The sequence below is a fragment of the Bacteroides difficilis genome (genome assembly GCF_048319815.1).
Classification (GTDB): domain Bacteria; phylum Bacteroidota; class Bacteroidia; order Bacteroidales; family Bacteroidaceae; genus Bacteroides; species Bacteroides zhangwenhongii.
Window position 1 is genome coordinate 4,150,764 of sequence record NZ_CP182814.1, and the last position, 20,968, is coordinate 4,171,731.

Below are 20,968 nucleotides of genomic sequence, written 5' to 3' on the forward strand. Positions count from 1 at the left end.
TTAGAAAAATACTTTTATAATACGAGTAAAAAAGGTGCGCATAGATCGGCAAAAACAAAGCATAAGAATGAGAGTCACTATTGAGTAAACGACAATTCCTATAATTGTATTAATAATTGCATGGAAAGACAACAAACATAAAAAATGGGAAACCCCAATTATTGGTATTATTAATAGTACTCCCCCTTTCACTAAATTGAAGACATAATCAAATATATTACATTTAAATCCATAAATGAATAAAAAGAAAGGCTTCCATACATAGATAAAAAGAAACAGGCTAATTGTATTTCCTAACAATACTCCCAATAAACCATAGTAGTATCCTAAAATAGATGAGAAAATGACACATGCCGCAAACTGACAAATGGGAACCCAAGTGTCTTTAAACATACCATATCCAAATAAGAATTGAGCTGTTGTTCCATTTGTCTGATTAATAAATATATTCACACATAATACTATAAGAATAGATTTGGGTAAAAGATACTCTTTCCCTATCCAGAGAGAAATAAATGGTTCCATAAAAGTAAAGATACCATATACTATGACAGCAGCTATATATAATCGTATATAAAAAAGTCTCCAATAAGTATCTATAATTTTCTCTCTATTTCCTTCAGCAATCAAATTACCTACACTAGCAGATGTACTTTCTGTCAAATTATTAACTAATAAATTCAATTTGTCAGTAATAATTGTATAATTTCCATAAAAAGCCACCATTTGCAAATTTGAAAATGTATATATGAAAAATGGAATCGTTTGCCATTGAGCAAACATTCCTATTTTATGAAGGAACAATTGCTTCGTGTATTTCATCACCTCCGGATACTTCTTAAAAAGAATCCTTCCCTGACTGACTTCTGATTTTAACCACGGATATACCTGATTTATTTTCCAATTCAATATAAAGGAATAAATAATACCAAAAGAGAGTTCAACAATCACCCACAAATCGTAATTTCCTGTATAATAAGCCAAAGCCATTTGAATGATTGTTTTTACAATAGTGGCAGTTTGAAAATAAGCAGTAACTACATAATTCTTCTGGTCAGCTCCCAACAAAGTTTGTTTATAATTAGCAAAATAACCAATTAAAGAAGAAGCGAGAAAAGAAAAATAGGCAAAGAAAATAAGCCCTAGTTCAAACTCTGTATTGGGAAATATAAGCGGAAGAAAGCAAGCCAATATACATCCGGCTATCAATATAATTTTTCCTATCCAACGGTATAAGTAGCCAAATACAGAAATAATTTCATTAATCTTTGTTTCATCATGATCGAATAACGGTTTATAAAGTACGTAACCAATGGCACTGCCAATACCCAATTCCGCCAGATTGAGGAAACCTAACAAGTTTTGCAGTGTACCTGTTAACCCGACAAAATCCGCTCCTAACGTATCAAGGAATATCTTCCGAGAAAAGAAAGATAAGGCTAAAGTCAGGAAATAAAAAATAAGATTGACACGCGCGTTAAGCAAAGATTTCTTTACGCGAGATTCTTGTGACATAAATAAAAGAATAATTGATAGTTAGTTCGCTATTCAGCAACAAGGTCTTTTATAAATTCTTTGAATGATTTGCAATGACCGGACGCAAGCAAACGGGCATAGTCATCTTTACTGAACTGCGAAGTTATAGCAGTTACTTCTGATAGATGTTTACCGTATTGTCTCCCTGTCAGATGATATATCTCATCCAAAATTTTAGCCGGATGATAAAAAGATATTTCCGGATCGGCAGTAAGATCAATTTGTAATTTCGACATGATAAATTGTGGAGTCAGACTTGGATCAACCTGCTGAAGAAACTGATACATCCCTAAAATCCATGCTTCAACCTCCATAATAGCAAAATGATAGCTTAACAAATCTCTTTGTAAAGACGTATTGAGACTATTTTGATGTTCATCTATAAATTTCTGATTAACAGATAGATCAATACACCTTTCCTTTGTTTGTACATGATAAAGATCGCTGTACATATCACTTAATCCTATGATTTGATGAAAGCCGACATTTTGCAAACGAGGAGCTTCTTTCAACATTTTACTTAGTACACTTCTGTCATTGCCTACATTTACTATCTGATAGTAATTAATGCTTTCACGATTACCAAATGGGTATGGTTCTGAATTATAACGATCGGAACGAAGGGAGAAACATTCTATTCCTAAAACAGAAGAGTCATAATCATACCACCTGCACAAGAAATCACGAACAAAGACATATTCTGATTGTCCTTCTACAAATACAGCAACCTTACGCTTATTCATTATGTCCTTTCATCTTCCGAGCAATATAATCAGAAGAAAAGAAATCAAAATTGCTCAAACCTGTAAATGCAAAATCGTTGAACAACTCCGGATTCTTTATGATATCAATAGAAGTGACTTCACTTCCTTCACGTTGAAGTATATTCCAATATTTCAAATCGACTACATCCATCAGAAATGTATCATTAGATGTAGCAATCAACTGTATATCATGCTTTGCACAGAAATCAAAAAGGTATTTACCCAACTTTGTTGAACGTTCATAATCGAGTCCTTCACATAAATCATCAATCAACAATAAAGAGGGGTATTCACGAACAGACATATATTGCGCGTAAATAAGAAGATAGAGAGCACGATACATTCCTTTGGACATCAACGAACCAAAAAGCGGACTCATCACATTTTCCTCGTGGAACAATACCATTTTCAGATTACTCCCATGCTCGAACAGTTCGATTTGCTGAATAGGATAACCAAGACTATGCGCCTGATTGACAACTTGCTGAATTGATTCTTCAGGCAAGGATTTCACCATTTCAAAAAAAGTCTGCCTCTGACCCAATATGTAAAAAGGCATATCATTGTCACCACCTATTTCTATTTCATTAAAACACAATCCACATGCATGTTCCGCCCATAGCATTATCTTCTCAATGAATGGGTATTGTAATACATCACGACGAACATGAAGAGTGAGTTTGTTAGAAGGAGGATTTATGAGTTCACCACATAAAAGGGTCTCACTTTCATTCCGATACAACCGGGTTTCACCATTTGCTATCAGTGATTCGTAAACCACATTTGACTTTTTTAGCTGAAACTCATAACTAATAAAACCGTCTTTGTCTTCAAAAAGGAGCTTACACCGGAATATATCTGATGTAGAAATTCGTTCGGAAAGCTGCATCAAATAAAGCAATACATTCCCCAAAGCACGAACAGTCTTAGACTTACCTACTGCATTTTTGCCAACCAGCAAATTGACTTCCTGCAAATTAATAGGCAAAGCTAATCTCCAATCGTCTCCTCTATATGTAAACTGTGTTAACCTCATTTTATATAGCTATCGTTTCATCTTACAAAAGAACTAATTCTTTCTTGGATTTCCTAACTTTATCTACTTTTTATCGTTATTTTCCTCTGAATAATACCCATCCACACGCCCATAACCATAACCGTAACCGCATCCATACCCTTGCCCGTAACCATAACCGTACTTCTTCTTTTCAACCTGGCTATCATTCAATACGATGCACATATTCTTGAATTTACCATCCTGATGCAGGCGTTCAAGTTCCGGCAAGTAACGGCGGTCCAACACTCCATCACGAATGACGTAGATTGTCAGATCGGTTACGCGGCTGACGATGGATGCATCTGCTACCACTAAAGCCGGGACATTATCTAAGATGATGTAATCATACCGTTTCTTCAATTCCTCTATCAGAAGATCGAAACGTTCATTCATCAGTAGTTCTGCCGGGTTGGGAGGAACAATTCCCGCAAAAATAGTATCGACTTGCGGGTGAAAAGCTCCGACTGTTATCAGAGTATCCATATTTGAATTCAGTCCGGATAGATAGGTGCTTAATCCCTCTTTCCTGTTTACTCCCGCCAATTTACTTTGAGTATGCTTACGTAAGTCTGTGTCAAGCAATATGACTTTCTTTCCGGAGATGGCTAAAGCAACTGCCAGATTACGGGAGACAAATGATTTCCCTTCACCGGACAAAGTAGAGGTGAACATCAGGACACGGGCTTCTTTCGCGATGAAGTTCAGATCGACACGCAGCATACGGAAAGCCTCAGAGATACGGTCGTTTCTACTATCGCTTACCACAATCGCATCATCTCCTTCCGAATCTTTGCGGGCCGGAATCTCACCGACAATCGGAATGGTGGTGTATTCCTCAATATCCTTACGCCCACGAACGGATGTATTCAATAATAAGATAATAACCTGTACTCCCAATGGAATCAGCAAGCCTACAATAAAAGCAGCAGCCAATATGGAAGAGCGTGCGGGAGATACAGGCAAATAAGAGCCGAAAGGTTCTTCAACCACCCGAATATTAGCCTCAGTAATAGCCAGTTGCAAGGCATTTTCTTCACGTTTATTGAGCAAAAAAGTATAGAGGGTCTCCTTAATGGATTGCTGGCGCATAATGCTCAACGCCATCTTTTCCTGCTTGGGTACTGCCTGAATGCTTGACGCCAGACGGTTCTCTATAACTTTTGCCTTATCCAGGCGAAGATGTAAGGTTTTCATATAATTGTCCATAGAGCCCGAAATGGTCGCACGCATTCCTTCCAGATTTTTATCCGCCGCCTGAACTACGGGATTCTTCTCGCCCGAACTCTCCTTTAAGCGATTACGTTGTAACATCAGTTCATTATAGGCGGTAATCTGACTCTGCATACTGACATCTCCCACTCCTGTCACGTTCGGAATCAGTTGGTCTTTACGGGTAACATCCGCCAGATAGCTCTTGATAGACCGCGCAATAGACAATTCCGTCTCCAATTGTGCACTTTCTTCTTTGACTTTACTGCTCTCCGCTAAGTATTGTGTAGCGTTGGCACTCATATCCACAATCTGATTGCGTTGTTTAAAATCGGTCAAGTCTTCTTCCACATCACTTAATTCACGACTGATAATGGAAATACGTTCATCAATGAATTTAGCAGTGTTGGCCGCAATGCGGTTTTTATCTTCTATGATCGTCTCGCTGTATACTTTTACCAAAGCGGCCAGAATTGCATCAGCACGGGATATGTTGGTGTCGGAACAGGTTATCTGCACTAATGTGGTACGTTCGCCCGCTAAGGAAGTCGCTATCTTGGACTGGTAAATGTTTGTCGCTATCTCCGGACTGATACGGCTAACGGAGATTGGTTGGGAAAGATAAGCGGACAAGTTTTCCGGACGCAACTGCACGACGATTCTTCCCGCCTCTGTCCGAATGGTATCATTGTACGCTAATTCCTGCTCCTGTATTTCTCCCTTTTCTCCCATCACTTTCCAGTCGGATATACGGAATTTCGTCGTATTGAGAGGAGTAATATTGAATGACACAGGCTGATTGTAAGGATCGATAAAATGAACGTCTACCGGCGATTCCGCATAAAGGGGAGTATCACGCAGTATGCCGTCTTTGGCATAATCTACATCCAGATGAAGGCGATTGACAACTTCACGAAGTAACTGGTGGGAACGGAGGATGTAGATTTCATTATCGACACTGGTTCCTGTTATTCCTCCGCTCACTTCGAGCATGGCCGACATATCCGAAGCGGATTTCTCTTTATCTTTCACCAACATCACCGCTTGACGCTGATAGACAGGCTGGATGGTCAGTACATAAAAATAAGCTGATCCCACGCATACTAAAACGGACAAGACAAACCAGTACCAGTTGGCTATGATCAGTTCGACGACATCACGAAGGTTGATTCCTCCTTCGTCTTTCTTGAGTGTTCTCTCGTTTTCCTGAATATATTCCATATTTTCTTTTTTACTTGCTTAGTACGACGATTAAGGAAACAATGGAGGCTAATACGGAAATGATACTTGCTCCCGCCCCTAAATATGATAATGCGGAACTTCCTTTCACATTAATAGATTTGTTGGGCTCTACATATACCACATCATTCTGCTGAAGATAATAGCAGGGAGATTCTAGTACATCCCGACCGGAAGTAAGGTCGACCGTATAGGTATGTCTTTTCCCTTCTTCTTCACGAAGTACAAGGATATTGGTACGCTTGGCTGTGGGTGTCAGGTCGCCTGCCATACTAAGTGCTTCGAGCAATGTGATGCGGTCGCCTGCCATTTCGTGCACTCCGGGACTCCCCACCTCTCCCATTACCGATATTTTCAACCCTTTAATACGGACACTCACGGTAGGATCTTTGATATATTGTCCTTCTTCCAGACACTTTTTGATTTCATCCGCCAATTGAAGACGTGTCAGTCCCGCTACCTGTATCTCTCCCAAGATAGGTACGTCTATTTTTCCATTCTTATCTACTTGAACTCCGGTGGTTTCCTGGATATTCGTACCTCCGCCAGATGTGGATGAACCCAAAATCTGCGTATTCGCGAACGGAGTAAGCAATTCCGGCTCTTTACTGCTCACCATGATATAGAGTTGGTCATCCGGTTTGATACGTAATTCATAGTCCTGCTGTATCACTTGAGCGGGATTTGTCAATGAATCAACTCCTTGCAGGTAGATCATCTTCTTGGAAGAGATGCAGGAGGTTCCTGTCAATAGAATAAATAATAAAAGTCCGAGGTTTATCTTTTTCATTATTGTTGATTGTATATATAAAGTAAGTGTTTGGTTACCAGAAAAAATTTCGATATGTTTTGTACCATTTCTTACCTGTCACCGCTTCATGTTTCATGATGAAATAACGGATGATGAAATGGGTAGTCAACCAAAAAGCCAAGTCCAACAAAAGCATGAAAGTGGTATTGATATAGAACGATAATATGAAGTTGGAGACAACGAAAAATAGGGATAACATAAGCAAGGTTATCATCACTGCACGTACTCGCATACCCGTTCGCAAGAGTCGATGGTGGATATGATTCTTGTCCGGAGTAAAAGGATTGCGTCCCTCACTCACACGGGAATAGAATACACGCACGACATCAAGCAGGGGAATCAGCAGTGTGGAGACGGTTACCATGTTCAGGTTCATCGTAAACGGATCCCACAACTGTGTCTTCTGCCAGAAATGCAAGACTAAGAAACTAAGGATATAACCCAACGTCAGGCTTCCTGCATCGCCCATGAACAGTTTTCTGCCGGAAACGCTGAATACATTATGATAGTAGAAGGTAATAACGACTCCCAGTGTAGCTGCCGCCAAGAATGCATGGGTCCATTGACCGACAATCGCACAAACGATAATAAGCAGCCCTAGCGCTATACAGCTCAACCCCGAAGCCAGACCGTCGATACCATCAATCAGGTTAATGGCATTCGTGATGTATACAGTAAGAAAGACTGTCAATGGCATTCCGATATAAGCCGGTATCTCATGCAGCCCCAGCAATCCGCCCAAATCGTTAATCCACAAACCGGACAACGGGAAAAGAAGAGCTGCCAAAATCTGTATGACAAACTTATAACGATAGCCTACTCCGACAAGATCGTCGGCAACTCCTATCAGGTATAAAAGAGTGAGACCTACTACTAAAAATAAATATTGTATGAACAGTTCGGAAGCCCATAGCATATCGACCGGATGATTGGTATAATAACGGATCCCCGTGACAGAACATAGGGCTATCAGGATGACAGGAAGAAAAGAAAGACCGCCCAGACGAGGGATCGGAGTTTTATGGACTTTCCGGCTATCAGGAACATCAAAAAGACGTTTCTTGTAGGAGATGAATAAAATGCGTGGAATAATTACAGTGGCAAGCAGTATGGATAGTAAGAATATGCCTGCTAGATAAGCAATAATCATAATTTCCCCAATAAAATTACATTGATTGTTACAAACTTATGCAGCAGAGCGCTCACATAAGTTCTTCATATATACCCCAATTAATAAATTACTACATCACCCGTTCGATATATCCCACAGGCATATCGACACTGGCACATCCAAGCATATCCAGCCGGATGGCAATTTTTGTCTTCCCGTTCAAAGTAACCAGCTCACCTTCCAGTCCTCTCAACGGGCCTTTTATGACACGTACTTTCTCACCCGGACTCAATGGAGCATTACTCATATTGACCGCTTCCTCCGAATAGTCTAACATGAATTTGAACTTCTCCATTTGGGTATCGGGTATAACAGCCGGAGCGCTCTCACCATGAAGCACCATATAACGGCTGACGGCCGATAGCATAAGAACGTCTTTCTGTTCTTGGGCATCGACACGTACAAATATTTTCATCGGAATTACGATGTGATCGATCTGCTTACGACGATCACTCCACAGATGGGTCTTTCTTTGAACCGGAACATAGTTTTCTATGCCCATTTTTGTTAGCCGCTCGCTTGTCTTTTTCTCGTGATAAATACGAACTTGAGCAACCAACCAACGCTTTTTAGACAAAGCTACGCCGTTACCTGTCACATGTGCAGGTAAAACCTTAGTCGTTACGCGTTCAGAAGTAAGTTTCATTATTTACAAAGACTACCCCGTCGCCCAAAGGGCTACCGGATAATTTTGCCGCAAAGATAGATAAAAAAATACAGACTCAATAAAGAATTCAAAAAACTTTTTACTTATTACTAAAAACCGTCCACGCACATCTTCCTTCAAACACAAGAAAACGATTATCACTTTTGGAAAAATTTGGCATAATATTCCTTTTTATTATTTAAAAAGGTGGCTGTGACATAGACAGTTATTGGATTTTATTCTCTTTTCTATATATTTGCGCCCGCATTTATCATTTGGGATTAATTACCTCATTCTAAAAAACAGCAAAATCAATTTAAAACAATGGAGAGTATAAACGCAGTAATTACAGGAGTCGGGGGATATGTGCCCGATTACATCCTGACCAATGATGAAATTTCCAAGATGGTGGATACCACCGACGAATGGATTATGGGACGTATCGGCATTAAGGAAAGGCGTATCTTAAAAGAAGAGGGACTCGGTACTTCATACATAGCGCGTAAAGCCGCCAAACAGTTGATGCAACGCACAAAAACCAATCCGGACGACATCGATCTGGTTATCGTCGCTACCACCACACCTGACTATCGCTTCCCTTCAACCGCCTCAATCGTATGCGAAAGGTTGGGATTGAAAAATGCTTTTGCCTTCGATATGCAGGCTGTGTGCAGCGGGTTCTTATATGCATTGGAGACGGGGGCTAATTTTATCCGTTCGGGAAACTATAAGAAGGTGATCGTAATAGGAGCCGAGAAGATGTCGTCCATCATAGATTATACAGATCGTGCTACTTGTGCTATCTTCGGTGACGGTGGTGCTGCTGTCATGCTGGAGGCAACAACGGAGAATGTGGGGATCATGGACGCGGTATTGAGAACGGATGGTAAAGGGTTGCCTTTCTTACATATAAAAGCAGGCGGTTCGGTATGTCCTCCCTCCTACTATACGTTGGATAACAAGATGCATTATATTTATCAGGAAGGACGCACCGTGTTCAAATATGCAGTAGCCAATATGTCCGATGCTTGCGAGGCTCTGATCGAAAGGAATCATCTTAGTAAGGAGGAGATCGATTGGGTGATTCCCCATCAAGCCAATCAACGCATTATCGCGGCAGTCACACAACGGTTGGGAATACCACCGGAGAAAGTCATGGTGAACATCGAACGGTATGGCAACACAAGTGCCGGTACACTTCCGCTCTGCCTTTGGGACTTTGAGAATAAGTTCAAAAAGGGAGATAACCTGATTTTTACAGCATTTGGAGCCGGATTCGCTTGGGGAGCCATTTATGTAAAATGGGGGTACAACGGAAATAAAGAATAATAGAAGGGAGTAATAAAAAATCCCTCTGACTCATTGAGAATCAGAGGGATTTTTTATTACTCCTTGGTTGAGAAGCGGTGCGTACGGTACTTTAACCTATAATTTTGCAAAATATCATAATATCGTAACTATCTACTAATAAACAGCTTATTACGATTGGTTTATATCGTAAAATATCATTCAAAATCTTTTGCTATCTCAATAATTGGGTGTATATTTGGGTACTAATTTAATTACACCCGAATATGAATATCAAGAGAAACATCATCTTTTCTTTGGAAAGCCGGAAGAAGAACGGCGTACCAATCGTGGAGAATGTGCCTATCCGTATGCGTGTGATATTTGCCAGCCAGCGCATCGAGTTTACAACGGGCTACCGCATCGACGCAGCCAAATGGGACGCCGACAAGCAGCGTGTAAAGCCGGGCTGCACCAACAAACTGAAACAGAGCGCATCCGAAATCAACACCGACCTGCTGCGCTACTATACGGAAATACAGAACATCTTCAAGGAGTTCGAGGTTCAGGGAACCATGCCTACCACCGCACAAGTGAAGGAGGCTTTCAACAACCTGCATAGCGAAAAGAGGGAGGAGGAACAGCAGAAGCCCCTGACGTTCGCACCTATGGAGGTGTTCGGGGAGTTCATCAAGGAATGCGGGACACAGAACGGCTGGTCTGACGCCACTTATGAGAAGTTCGCCGCAGTGAGGAAACACCTTGAGAAGTTCGACAAGGAACTGACCTTCGAGGCACTGGACGAACCCAAGCTGACAAGCTACGTGAATTTCCTCAAGGACGTGGAAGGCTTGCGCAACACGTCCACCATGAAGCAGATAGCCTACCTGAAATGGTTCCTGCGGTGGTGCACCAAGAAAGGGTACTGCATGAACAACGCTTACGAGAGCTTCAACCCGAAGCTGAAAAGCGTCCAAAAGAAGGTGATATTCCTCACATGGGAAGAACTGAACAAGCTGAAAGATTACAAGATACCCCTGACCAAGCAATATCTCGAACGGGTAAGGGACGTCTTTCTGTTCTGCTGTTTCAGCGGGCTGCGCTATTCTGACGTGTACAACCTCAAACGGAGCGACATTCGGGACGGGTATATAGAAATCACCACCGTAAAGACTGCTGACCGCCTTGTCATCGAACTGAACAATCACAGCAGGGCGATACTTGACAAATACAAAGACGTGGAGTTTGAAGGACACAAGGCGCTCCCGGTCATCAGCAACCAAAAGATGAACGACTACCTGAAAGAACTGGGGGAACTTGCGGAAATCAGCGAACCTGTAAGCGAAACCTACTATAAAGGCAGCGAGCGCATAGACACCATTACACCCAAATACGCGCTGCTGGGCACCCATGCCGGAAGACGGACATTCATCTGCAACGCGCTTGCGCTCGGCATTCCCGCACAAGTGGTGATGAAATGGACGGGGCACAGCGACTACAAGGCGATGAAGCCCTACATAGACATAGCCGATGACGTGAAGGCGAACGCAATGAGCAAGTTTAACCAACTGTAACCACAATAATATCATGGAAGAAAGAATAACGTCAATGATACCCCGCTACGGGAAACTCAACAAGATATACACCGGAATAATGTCCGGAGACAGTTTCTCTTTTGAGAAGCAGCAGTTCATTTCCGATTTTTACAGAGAGTACAGGGACACGCAGACTTTTGAGACGGCACTTATCAGCCTCATGCTTGAAATGGACGCTGCGCACTTCTCCATATTGCTGAACAGCCTGAAACGTGAGATTGAAAGCAACATCTCGACTTACAATACCTGCAGGGAGTTTTTCGACTGTCTTGATACCGGATATGTCTGCCGACAGCATGAAAGCCGTTTTGACTGGGGTATTGACAGACAGATGAAAGTCACAAACGGATATTACCGGGAACTCATGGAAGCCAACGGCTCTTTGGAAGCGGTAGGTTTCAGGGAACACGACCGTCAGGAAGAGGAACTGCTGGAAAGAAGGTACGAACGGTGCAAACGGGAATACGACAAGGAGAAAGCCAAACTGGATGAACTGTACAGGCAGAAGGAGCAGGCAAGGCGGGAAGCCCTGCAATGCCTGCAAAACCGTTGCGGGGACATTTGCAGGCTGGGCGGCTCACTATTGGCAATCCTTGAAAAGTATCTGACCGACCAAAAGAAAAAGGAAAGGGAGGAAAAGGGAATTTCCTCATCCGGTACCACCCCGGCAAGCCCATCCGCCTATTTTCCCATGCGGCTGCTGTCAGCCATTTATGAGAAATGCAACGGTGTACAGTTTGAAACCGTTTCCGAACTGGACTTCTACGCCAACCTAAACCTGCAACCATGCGAAGGCAGACTGAAAATAAGACCGAGGGAGAAGGCACGTGTATGCTACCTCATTTTCCTTATGGGTGAAACGCTGCCCAAGCCGGACAGAGAGAAATGGAAAGAGGACGTCATGAACCTGCTGGGAATAGACGATACATACTACAAGTCAAAATACAAAGAGCCCGTTTCCGATTTCCCCAGTGACAGCAACCAAGAATTTGCAAGGGAAATGCGGTCTGTATTCCGATAGCCGGTGATATGTCCCGACATTCCACGACACGACCACTTTTACCACTCAAAATAATTTCTACCACCTTTTATTACTTACTGATACTTAATAAGATAGCGTGATACCCCAATCACGCTATCCACATCCTTACCACCCGTACCCGGAACTAACTTTGCACTGTTCGAACGAGGTAAAAAGCCCATGCGCAGGGCTTACAGTACAAACGTTAATTTCATTCTGATATGGAAATTAGAGACCTTTTATCAAAGCCCGTATGGCAGATGACGGGCGAAGAGTTCATATTCCTGAACCGCCATGCCTTGCAGGGAAGCGAAACGAAGCCAGCCCAGCCAACAGCCGGCAAGGACAAGAAATACGTGTACGGGATAGGCGGCATAGCCCGTCTGTTCGGGTGCAGCATACCCACTGCAAACCGCATCAAGAAAAGCGGGAGGATAGACAGAGCCATTACGCAGATAGGGCGCAAAATCATCGTCGATGCGGACATGGCACTGGAACTGGCAGGACGTAAAAGCGGGGGACGCAGATAGGGAGGTGCCATATGGAAAACAAGGAAAGAAACATCACGCCCGAAGAGGCGATAATCCTATGGCATGCCTCGCGGCTTGACCTTTCGGAAGACTATGAGCAGGCACCCGAAATCCTGAAAGTGCAGGGCTCCGTCATCGGCACGCTGGGAAACTTCAGCGCGTCAATTGGAAAAGCCAAAAGCAAGAAAACATTCAACGTCTCCGCAATCGTGGCGGCTGCGCTGAAAAACGGGACGGTACTGAACTATACGGCGGAACTGCCCGAAAACAAGCGGAAAATACTCTATGTGGACACCGAACAGAGCTCCTACCACTGTGCGAAAGTGGCAAGGCGCAGCCTGCGCATGGCGGGACTGCCGACAGGCAGCAACCATGAGAACCTCGAGTTCCTCGTCCTGCGGAAATACACGCCCGAAGAGCGCATAGCAATCGTGAGGGAGGCAATCTACCGGACTGAAAACGTCGGGCTGGTAATCATCGACGGAATACGGGACATGGTGTACGACATCAACAGCCCCGGCGAATCCACGAAGGTAATCTCCCTGCTGATGACATGGACGGGGGAAAGGAACATCCACATCCATACCATACTGCACCAGAACAAGGGGGACGAGAACGCAAGGGGGCACATCGGAACCGAGCTAAGCAACAAGGCGGAAACGGTGCTGCAAGTGGAGAAGGACAGCAAGAATCCCGACATAAGTACGGTCAAAACCGCACATATCAGGGCGGTGGACTTCGAACCGTTCGCATTCCGCATCAATGAGGAAGCATTGCCCGAGCTGCTGGAAGACTACCTGTTCAAGGACAAGGATGAGACAAAAGGAAACAGGGAGAAGTTCGACCCGTACAAGGACATCACCGAGCGGCAGCACCGCATCGCACTGGAAGCGGCGTTCACCCTGAAAGACGAATACGGCTATCAGGAACTTGCGGAAGCCTTGCAGGAAGCATACGCCTCTGTCGGTGTCACGCTTGGAGACAACAAGGTGGTAAAACTCATCACCGTACTCAAAAGCAAGCGGATGATAGTGCAGGAGAACGGCAGGAAATACACCTTCAACCCTGACTTCCACTATTAGCGGCACAGACCGGAAACCACTTTACTTTAGTCAGGGTATATATATATGTCAGAGTAAAGTGAAGTGTTCCGGTTGCTGATAAAAGCACTTTACTTTATTCCCGTACCATATATATACGGAAGTAAAGTAAAGTGGATACAGCCCGTAATATACGGAAAGGTACGGGCGAAAAGAAAAAAACAATATCCACTTAAACAGAAACCTACATGAATACGAATGAAGCGAAACAGATACGCATAGAGGAATATCTGCACAGTCTCGGCTACGACCCGGTAAGGAAACAGGGCGACAGCCTATGGTACAAGTCACCATTCAGGAATGAACGGGAACCGTCCTTCAAGGTCAACACGGAACGCAATCTATGGTACGATTTTGGCGCGGGCAGGGGCGGGAACATCATCGCACTGGCGCAGGAACTCTACGCATCCGACAGCCTGCCCTACCTCTTGGAACGGATAGCGGAGCAGGCACCCAGCGTGCGCCCGGTCTCCTTCTCTTTTGGCGGGCAACCACTCTCAAAACCGAGCTTCCAGCAGTTGGAAGTGGTGCCGCTTTCTTCCCCCGCCCTATTGTCCTATCTGCGGCAGAGGGGGATAAATACGGAACTGGCAAAAAGAGAATGCAGGGAGGTGCGCTATCTGACCGGCGGCAAACCCTACTTTACCGTTGGTTTTCCCAACCGTTCGGGAGGCTACGAGATACGCAACAAGCTCTTCAAGGGCTGCATAGCACCGAAGGACATCACCCACATACGGCAGGAACAGCCGAAGGAGACCTGCTACCTCTTCGAGGGCTTCATGGACTACCTCTCCTTCCTCACCCTGCGGCTGGAAAGGTGTCCTGACCGTCCCGACCTTGACGGGCAGGACTACATCGTACTGAACTCGACTTCCAACCTCTCCAAGGCAATCCGACCATTGGGCGGTTACGGGCGCATTCACTGTTTCCTCGACAACGACAAGGCGGGAATGGAAGCTGTTCAGGAACTGCGGGAGGAATACGGGCTGCGCGTCCGGGACGCATCTCACATATACGGAGGCTACAACGACCTGAACGATTTCCTGCGGGATAAACAGAACGGACAATCCGAACATCAGGAGCAGAAACCGGAACCGGAGAAAAGCCAACAGAAGACAGAGCAACCGGAGAGGAAAGGCAAAGGTATCAGGATGTAACCGTACAGCCAACGGAAGGCTTTGAAAAAAGCCATAGCTCATTAGGGCTTTTTCTTCACGCAATGCACGCATCGCTAAAAAAGCCCCAATGAGCAAAAGGGACGCCGCCCCTTTTGAAACCCCGAAGCCATGCGGCATGGAAGCAAGGCAGGGGAAGTATTAACCGAAAAATGTATTACAGTTATGGGATATGCAGTTTTGCATTTGGAAAAGGCAAAAGGTGCGGACGGCGCAATGTCCACGCACATAGAGCGCACCGTACACCCGAAGAATGCGGACAGAACGCGAACGCACCTGAACCGGGAACTGGTACGGTTCCCCGAAGGAGTGAAGAACCGCACGCAGGCGATAGCGCACCGGATAGAGACGGCGGGCATCAAACGCAAGGTGGGCACCAACCAGGTGAAGGCAATCCGGGTGCTGCTCACCGGAAGCAACAAGGACATGAAGCAAATGGAAGAGGACGGGAGGCTTGACGGCTGGTGCAACGACAACCTGAAATGGCTCCGGGAAACATACGGGGAGCGGAACCTTGTGTCGGCAGTCCTGCACATGGACGAGAAGACACCTCACATACACGCCACTATCGTACCGATAGTGACCGGAGAGCGCAGAAAAGCCAGAAAGGAAGAACAGAACGGGAAAAAGAAATACCGCAAGAAGAACACGCAGGATGTACGGCTGTGTGCTGATGACGTCATGGCAAGGCACAGGCTGAAACACTATCAGGACACCTATGCACAAGCCATGAGCAAATACGGCTTGCAAAGAGGAATAGACGGTTCGCTGGCAAAACACATATCCACCATGCAATACTACAAGGAACTGGTAGAGCAACAAGACAGCCTGCAGGAGAACATAGAAACCCTGCTGGGGCTGGAAGAGGAAGCACAGAAGAAACTGAAAAAGGTCAAGGGAGAAATCGACGTGCAGAAGATGAAGGGGGCGGCGGTGAACGCAACCACAGCCATAGCGGACGGGGTAAGTTCTCTTTTGGGCGGCAGCAAGGTCAAGAAGCTGGAAGCGGAGAATGAGGGTTTGAAGCAGGATATAGCCAATCTGCAAAGACAAGTACAAGCCGAACAGAGGGAGCAAACAAAAATGGAGCACCGCCACAACAGCGAGATAAACAAGATAAACCGAAGTTACCAACAGAAAATTGCAGGGTACAACAATAGGCTGAAACAGATAGACACCTATTTCCCTATCGTAACGGAACTGCTGCCCATAGCCGAACAATGCCGGGAAGTGGGGTTTACCGAGGAACTGACAAGGCGAATCGTCACCCTACAACCCGTAGAGTTCAAGGGAAGGCTCTATTCGAAAGAGCACCGGGAAAAGTTCAGGACAGACCACTCGACGGCAACCGTAGAGAGAAATCCGCAGGAGAAAGGAAAGTTCCGGCTGTGCATTGACGGTATGCCCATACTCGAATGGTTCAGGATGAAGTTTCAGGAACTCAAAGAAAAACTGAGTGTAATCCACACCCAAAAAGAAGAGGACACCCCAAAAAGGGGATTCAGGTTATAAAACACAAGAAAATGAGAAAATTCAAATATATTTAGTTGGGGTTATTTAATTATTTTTCATATTTTTGCATCGGATTGAGCAAAACTCTCTCCAAAACATATTAGAATTTTTAGAAGCGTTATGCTTATCGTTCAGTCGGAAACCTAGGAAATTTCCCAGACATACAAACGATGATAGCATAGTGGTTCTCACGCTATAGCGTGGGCTGCTATTGGTACATCTGTTTGTATAGGCTTTCCTAGGGCCTCCGATTGAAGATGTGAGCATTGCAGTTCCACGCTTTCATGTTTTATTATAATCACTTTCAAGGAACTAGAAAGTTACTACAGTTAATTATGAAAAATTTACTTGGATGCTTATCTATTGTTATTTGTTTCGCTATTCCTGTGGCTATAACTTGTGCTTTAGCGGCGTGGCTATGTGATATTGAACCTGATAAAACCTATACTTGGTATTCAGGGATATGGCATGGTTTGTTTTGCATACCCAATTGGATTAGATCCTTTTTTTATAGTGATGTGCTTTGTAAAGCCAATTACTACACTACGGGTTATAATGTTTGGTGGTGGATTACGTTTATTTGGGTATTATTAGGCATTGTTGCTGGTGGTGGAAAGGCACGTAATTAAATTCATGTTAGATTGATTTCATCTTGATTAATTAATCACAAATTAGAGTACATGTAATGAAACGATATTTAGTTATTTGGGGTATTTTTTTATTAGTATCGTGTCAACATCAAGCGTCAAAAGAAAAAGCGTTAGAATATTGGGATAATAATCAATTCCAACTCGCTTTGAATGAAATCTGTAATGCGATAGAGTTATATCCCGATAGCAGTAGCCTCTATTTCTTACGAATGAGAATCTACGAAATAATGTCAAGATACGATGAAGAACTGAAAGATTTAGATAGAATTATACAACTTAACCAAAATAGAGAAGAGGTTATGATTGCATACTATCAAAGAGCAACAGTGAAATCAAAATTAGGATTATTTAAGGAAGCATTAGTGGACATCAATTACTTTATCTCACGGCAAAAAGTTTTAAATGTTGATTTAACTGGGGCTTATATTAATAAAGCATCAATTTTGTATCAACTAAATAATAAGGATGAAGCCAAATATTTTTATTCTAAGGCATTGTTTAATGCTACTAACGAAGATAAAGTTTTGATATATGTAGGTCTCTCTAATTTGGCGGCTAATTCGCAAGATGCATTGGAACTATTGGATAAGGCTTTAAAAATAGATGGAAATAATGCTTTGGTTTTAGCAAATAGAGCGACGATTTATTTAGAACAGGGGGATATAGAGAAGGCTATTTCCGATTCAAAGAAATCATTCTATATAGATCCATATAATGCATCTAATAATTTTAATATAGGTCAAATATATGCTCATCATTTGAATAATCCGGATTCAGCTATGAAGTATTTTGAAAGAACAATTAAGTTGGAATCACAATCAACTCAAAGCGCATCTGCTTACATCAATCTAGCAATAATGGAAAATCAAGCTGGAAACCCTAAAAAAGCATGCCAATATGCAGAAAAAGCTGTTGAATTGATACCTAACAATGATGAATTTCAATATAATTATGCACATATTTTATCTGATATGAAGAAGAATAAAGAAGCAATAGATGCAATATCTAAAGCTATTGCAATCAATCCGCAAGAGGTTGAATATTATAATATGAAAGGAGCTATATTAATAGAAATGTTGCAATTTAAGGATGCAGTAAGTATTTTCCAAAAGTGTATAGAAATCAATCCTAATTTTGGAGCAGCATATTACAATCTTGGATATATTTATGAACAACTAGATAATCATGAACAATCAATCAACTTTTATAATAAGGCGATGCTATTAGGTTTTGATTTACAGTCAACTCTTGTAAATTTAGCACTTCAAGAAATAAAAGTTAATAAAGTATCAGATGCTTGCTCCCATTTAGAAAGAGCCTACGAATTAGGAAGGATGGATGTAAAACCCCTTATTGACAAATATCGCAATTATAAAACCAAATAAATCCTTTATAAGAAACAGATTTAGAACCTTATGACTGCACAAAGAAGAGAACATTTAGTTTATAATAATAAAGAATATTATCTTACAACGGAACCTTTGCATTTATATCTGAAAGATAACAATATATCTTTCAGGTGCTGTACAACCAACTGCTGGAGGGGGTATGTGGGCTATTGGAGTATAGAAAAGAACAAGCTCTATTTAACGGATTTAAAGGCTTATATTGAGAATTTTCAGGAGGTTGGTCTAGATTATTTATTTCCTGATAAAAAGAAAGTATTTGCAGAATGGTTTTCTGGGGAAATACGTATTCCTCATGGCAAAATGATGAAATATATACATCAAGGATATGCTTCTTTGTATGAAACAGAACTCTTTATAAAGATTGAAAAAGGCTTTGTCGTTGATCAATATGAAATAGACAATACTCATTTGTATGATGACAAAGCAGGTATGGAAGCACGAAATATGGAAGATTTAATACAAGCGATATTGGGAGTAAAGCTTCGGAAAATAAAACCTCATAAGAAAAAAGGCATACTTTTCAGAATAATTGAACGAATGTCTAATTCTCTTTTTAAGGAAAAATAGAATTATGTTTAAAATGAACTAGCCTTGCGACTTCAAACATCAAATAAAATAAAACACCCAATTTTACATTATAGGGTGTAAAATTGGGTGTTTTATTTGTAATTTATTGGTTTTCAATATTTACTGCGGTGCGTACGGGACTCGAACCCGTGACCCCATGCGTGACAGGCATGTATTCTAACCAACTGAACTAACGCACCAAATATCATTTGACAATCACAATCCTCTTGATTGCGGATGCAAAGGTAGATATTTTTTTGAAACCTACAATAGCTTTCATATCTTTTTTCTGAAAAAGTGGGTTTATTAAGAATTATCGTGTACATTTGCAGCTATTACATAAAATAGAAAATAGAATGAAAAATACACCAATTGAACGACATCTGATTGATGAAACCATAAATGAGTTTCAAATTGTCGATTTTTCTAAGGCAACCATTCGTGAAGTGAAAGCTATTGCTTCAAAAGCGGAAGCCGCATCAGGGGTTGAGTTTATTAAGATGGAAATGGGTGTTCCGGGACTTCCTCCTTCTGCCGTTGGGGTGAAAGCAGAGGTTGAAGCGCTACAAAAAGGGATAGCCAGCCTATATCCGGACATTAACGGACTGCCCGAATTGAAAAAGGAGGCTTCTAACTTTATCAAGGCATTTATTAATGTGGATTTAAGCCCGGAAGGCTGTGTGCCTGTTACCGGTTCTATGCAAGGCACATTCGCTTCTTTCCTTACTTGCAGCCAATGTGATGAAAAGAAAGATACGATTCTGTTTATCGATCCCGGTTTTCCGGTGCAGAAGCAGCAGTTGGGTGTGATGGGACAGAAATACGAGACATTCGATGTATACGATTACCGAGGCGACAAATTGAAAGAAAAATTGGAGAGTTATTTGAAGAAAGGCAATATATCCGCAATCATCTACTCAAACCCCAATAATCCTAGTTGGATCTGCTTGAAAGATGAAGAGTTGAGGATTATCGGTGAACTGGCTACGCAATATGATGTGATTGTACTGGAAGATCTGGCCTATTTCGCAATGGACTTCCGTCAGGATTTGAGCAAGCCGTATCAGGCTCCTTACCAGCCGTCGGTAGCTCATTATACGGATAATTATGTCTTGTTGATTTCCGGTTCGAAAGCGTTCAGCTATGCCGGACAACGTATCGGTGTAAGTTGTATTTCCGACAAGTTATATCACAGAAGTTATCCGGGACTGACAAAACGGTACGGCGGCGGAACTTTCGGGACTATCTTCATTCATCGGGTGCTCTATGCACTTTCTTCCGGAACGAGTCATTCTGCACAGTTCGCTATGGCTGCGATGCTGAAAGCTGCTAATGAAGGACAATACAATTTCCTCAATGAAGTGAAAATATATGGTGAAAGAGCGAAGAAGTTGAAAGATATCTTCCTGCATCACGGGTTCCATCTGGTATATGACAATGACTTGGGCGATCCTATTGCAGACGGATTTTATTTCACAATCGGATATCCGGGAATGACTAGCGGTGAGCTTGCCAAGGAGCTGATGTACTACGGTGTAAGCGCTATCTCATTAGTGACTACCGGAAGCCATCAGGAAGGTTTGCGCGCGTGTACCTCTTTTATTAAAGACCATCAATATGCACAACTTGATGAAAGAATGAGATTATTTGCAGAAAATCATCCGGTAGCCTGACCGTTTGCGGTAAGAT

Annotated in this window: 18 protein-coding genes and 1 tRNA gene; 11 read left to right on the top strand and 8 right to left on the bottom strand. The window is 42.7% G+C overall.

The annotated features are described in order from the left end of the window. From ACNOGP_RS16320 to ACNOGP_RS16350, 7 genes are all read right to left on the bottom strand, one after another. Entirely contained in the window at positions 1–1,515 is a 1,515-nt protein-coding gene (locus ACNOGP_RS16320) for a lipopolysaccharide biosynthesis protein (RefSeq protein ID WP_418213222.1), read from the bottom strand. 29 nt (positions 1,516–1,544) lie between these two features. Then, the gene (locus ACNOGP_RS16325) at positions 1,545–2,279 is read right to left on the bottom strand and encodes a hypothetical protein (protein ID WP_186967539.1); all 735 of its coding nucleotides are present in this window, start codon (positions 2,277–2,279) and stop codon (positions 1,545–1,547) included. Beyond that, positions 2,272–3,336, bottom strand: coding sequence for an ATP-binding protein (locus ACNOGP_RS16330; RefSeq protein WP_186967538.1), 1,065 nt, complete (start codon positions 3,334–3,336; stop codon positions 2,272–2,274). Before ACNOGP_RS16330 ends, ACNOGP_RS16325 begins: the two co-directional genes overlap by 8 nt. Positions 3,337–3,399: 63 nt before the next feature. Then, positions 3,400–5,787, bottom strand: coding sequence for a GumC family protein (locus tag ACNOGP_RS16335; RefSeq protein WP_418213223.1), 2,388 nt, complete (start codon positions 5,785–5,787; stop codon positions 3,400–3,402). A 10-nt stretch (positions 5,788–5,797) separates the two neighbouring features. After that, positions 5,798–6,595 (bottom strand): polysaccharide biosynthesis/export family protein, encoded by a 798-nt coding sequence (locus ACNOGP_RS16340; RefSeq protein ID WP_418213224.1) that lies wholly within the window; start codon positions 6,593–6,595, stop codon positions 5,798–5,800. Between the two features lie 34 nt (positions 6,596–6,629). Beyond that, positions 6,630–7,766 (bottom strand): MraY family glycosyltransferase, encoded by a 1,137-nt coding sequence (locus ACNOGP_RS16345; RefSeq protein WP_418213225.1) that lies wholly within the window; start codon positions 7,764–7,766, stop codon positions 6,630–6,632. 91 nt (positions 7,767–7,857) lie between these two features. Continuing rightward, positions 7,858–8,433, bottom strand: a complete 576-nt coding sequence (locus ACNOGP_RS16350) for a UpxY family transcription antiterminator (RefSeq protein WP_418213226.1) — start codon at positions 8,431–8,433, stop codon at positions 7,858–7,860. 324 nt (positions 8,434–8,757) lie between these two features. Between ACNOGP_RS16350 and ACNOGP_RS16355 the strand changes: the two genes are divergently transcribed. From ACNOGP_RS16355 to ACNOGP_RS16400, 10 genes are all read left to right on the top strand, one after another. Continuing rightward, positions 8,758–9,762, top strand: coding sequence for a beta-ketoacyl-ACP synthase III (locus ACNOGP_RS16355; protein ID WP_418213227.1), 1,005 nt, complete (start codon positions 8,758–8,760; stop codon positions 9,760–9,762). A gap of 245 nt (positions 9,763–10,007) precedes the next feature. After that, on the top strand, positions 10,008–11,294 hold the full coding sequence (locus ACNOGP_RS16360; protein ID WP_117720650.1) for a site-specific integrase: 1,287 nt from the start codon (positions 10,008–10,010) through the stop codon (positions 11,292–11,294). A gap of 13 nt (positions 11,295–11,307) precedes the next feature. Next, complete coding sequence (locus ACNOGP_RS16365; protein WP_118023768.1) at positions 11,308–12,336, top strand: hypothetical protein; 1,029 nt, start codon at positions 11,308–11,310, stop codon at positions 12,334–12,336. Between the two features lie 221 nt (positions 12,337–12,557). Further along, on the top strand, positions 12,558–12,866 hold the full coding sequence (locus ACNOGP_RS16370; protein WP_118023769.1) for a DUF3853 family protein: 309 nt from the start codon (positions 12,558–12,560) through the stop codon (positions 12,864–12,866). Between the two features lie 11 nt (positions 12,867–12,877). Continuing rightward, complete coding sequence (locus ACNOGP_RS16375) at positions 12,878–13,948, top strand: AAA family ATPase (RefSeq protein WP_118023770.1); 1,071 nt, start codon at positions 12,878–12,880, stop codon at positions 13,946–13,948. Between the two features lie 206 nt (positions 13,949–14,154). After that, the gene (locus ACNOGP_RS16380) at positions 14,155–15,123 is read left to right on the top strand and encodes a toprim domain-containing protein (RefSeq protein ID WP_120002701.1); all 969 of its coding nucleotides are present in this window, start codon (positions 14,155–14,157) and stop codon (positions 15,121–15,123) included. Positions 15,124–15,306: 183 nt separating this feature from the next. Further along, positions 15,307–16,653 (top strand): MobV family relaxase, encoded by a 1,347-nt coding sequence (gene mobV / locus ACNOGP_RS16385; protein WP_118023793.1) that lies wholly within the window; start codon positions 15,307–15,309, stop codon positions 16,651–16,653. Positions 16,654–16,988: 335 nt separating this feature from the next. Further along, positions 16,989–17,282, top strand: a complete 294-nt coding sequence (locus tag ACNOGP_RS16390; RefSeq protein ID WP_133303490.1) for a hypothetical protein — start codon at positions 16,989–16,991, stop codon at positions 17,280–17,282. Positions 17,283–17,338: 56 nt separating this feature from the next. Next, on the top strand, positions 17,339–18,688 hold the full coding sequence (locus tag ACNOGP_RS16395) for a tetratricopeptide repeat protein (protein ID WP_117720663.1): 1,350 nt from the start codon (positions 17,339–17,341) through the stop codon (positions 18,686–18,688). Positions 18,689–18,718: 30 nt separating this feature from the next. Continuing rightward, positions 18,719–19,279 (top strand): hypothetical protein, encoded by a 561-nt coding sequence (locus ACNOGP_RS16400; RefSeq protein ID WP_234394186.1) that lies wholly within the window; start codon positions 18,719–18,721, stop codon positions 19,277–19,279. 126 nt (positions 19,280–19,405) lie between these two features. Here the strand turns inward: ACNOGP_RS16400 and ACNOGP_RS16405 are convergent. After that, positions 19,406–19,479 (bottom strand) — tRNA-Asp (locus ACNOGP_RS16405). Between the two features lie 156 nt (positions 19,480–19,635). On the opposite strand from ACNOGP_RS16405, the gene ACNOGP_RS16410 reads away from it, so the two are divergent. Then, positions 19,636–20,952: an aminotransferase class I/II-fold pyridoxal phosphate-dependent enzyme gene (locus ACNOGP_RS16410; RefSeq protein ID WP_418213228.1), complete on the top strand. Its 1,317-nt coding sequence runs from the start codon at positions 19,636–19,638 to the stop codon at positions 20,950–20,952. The last annotated feature ends 16 nt before the right edge of the window (positions 20,953–20,968 follow it).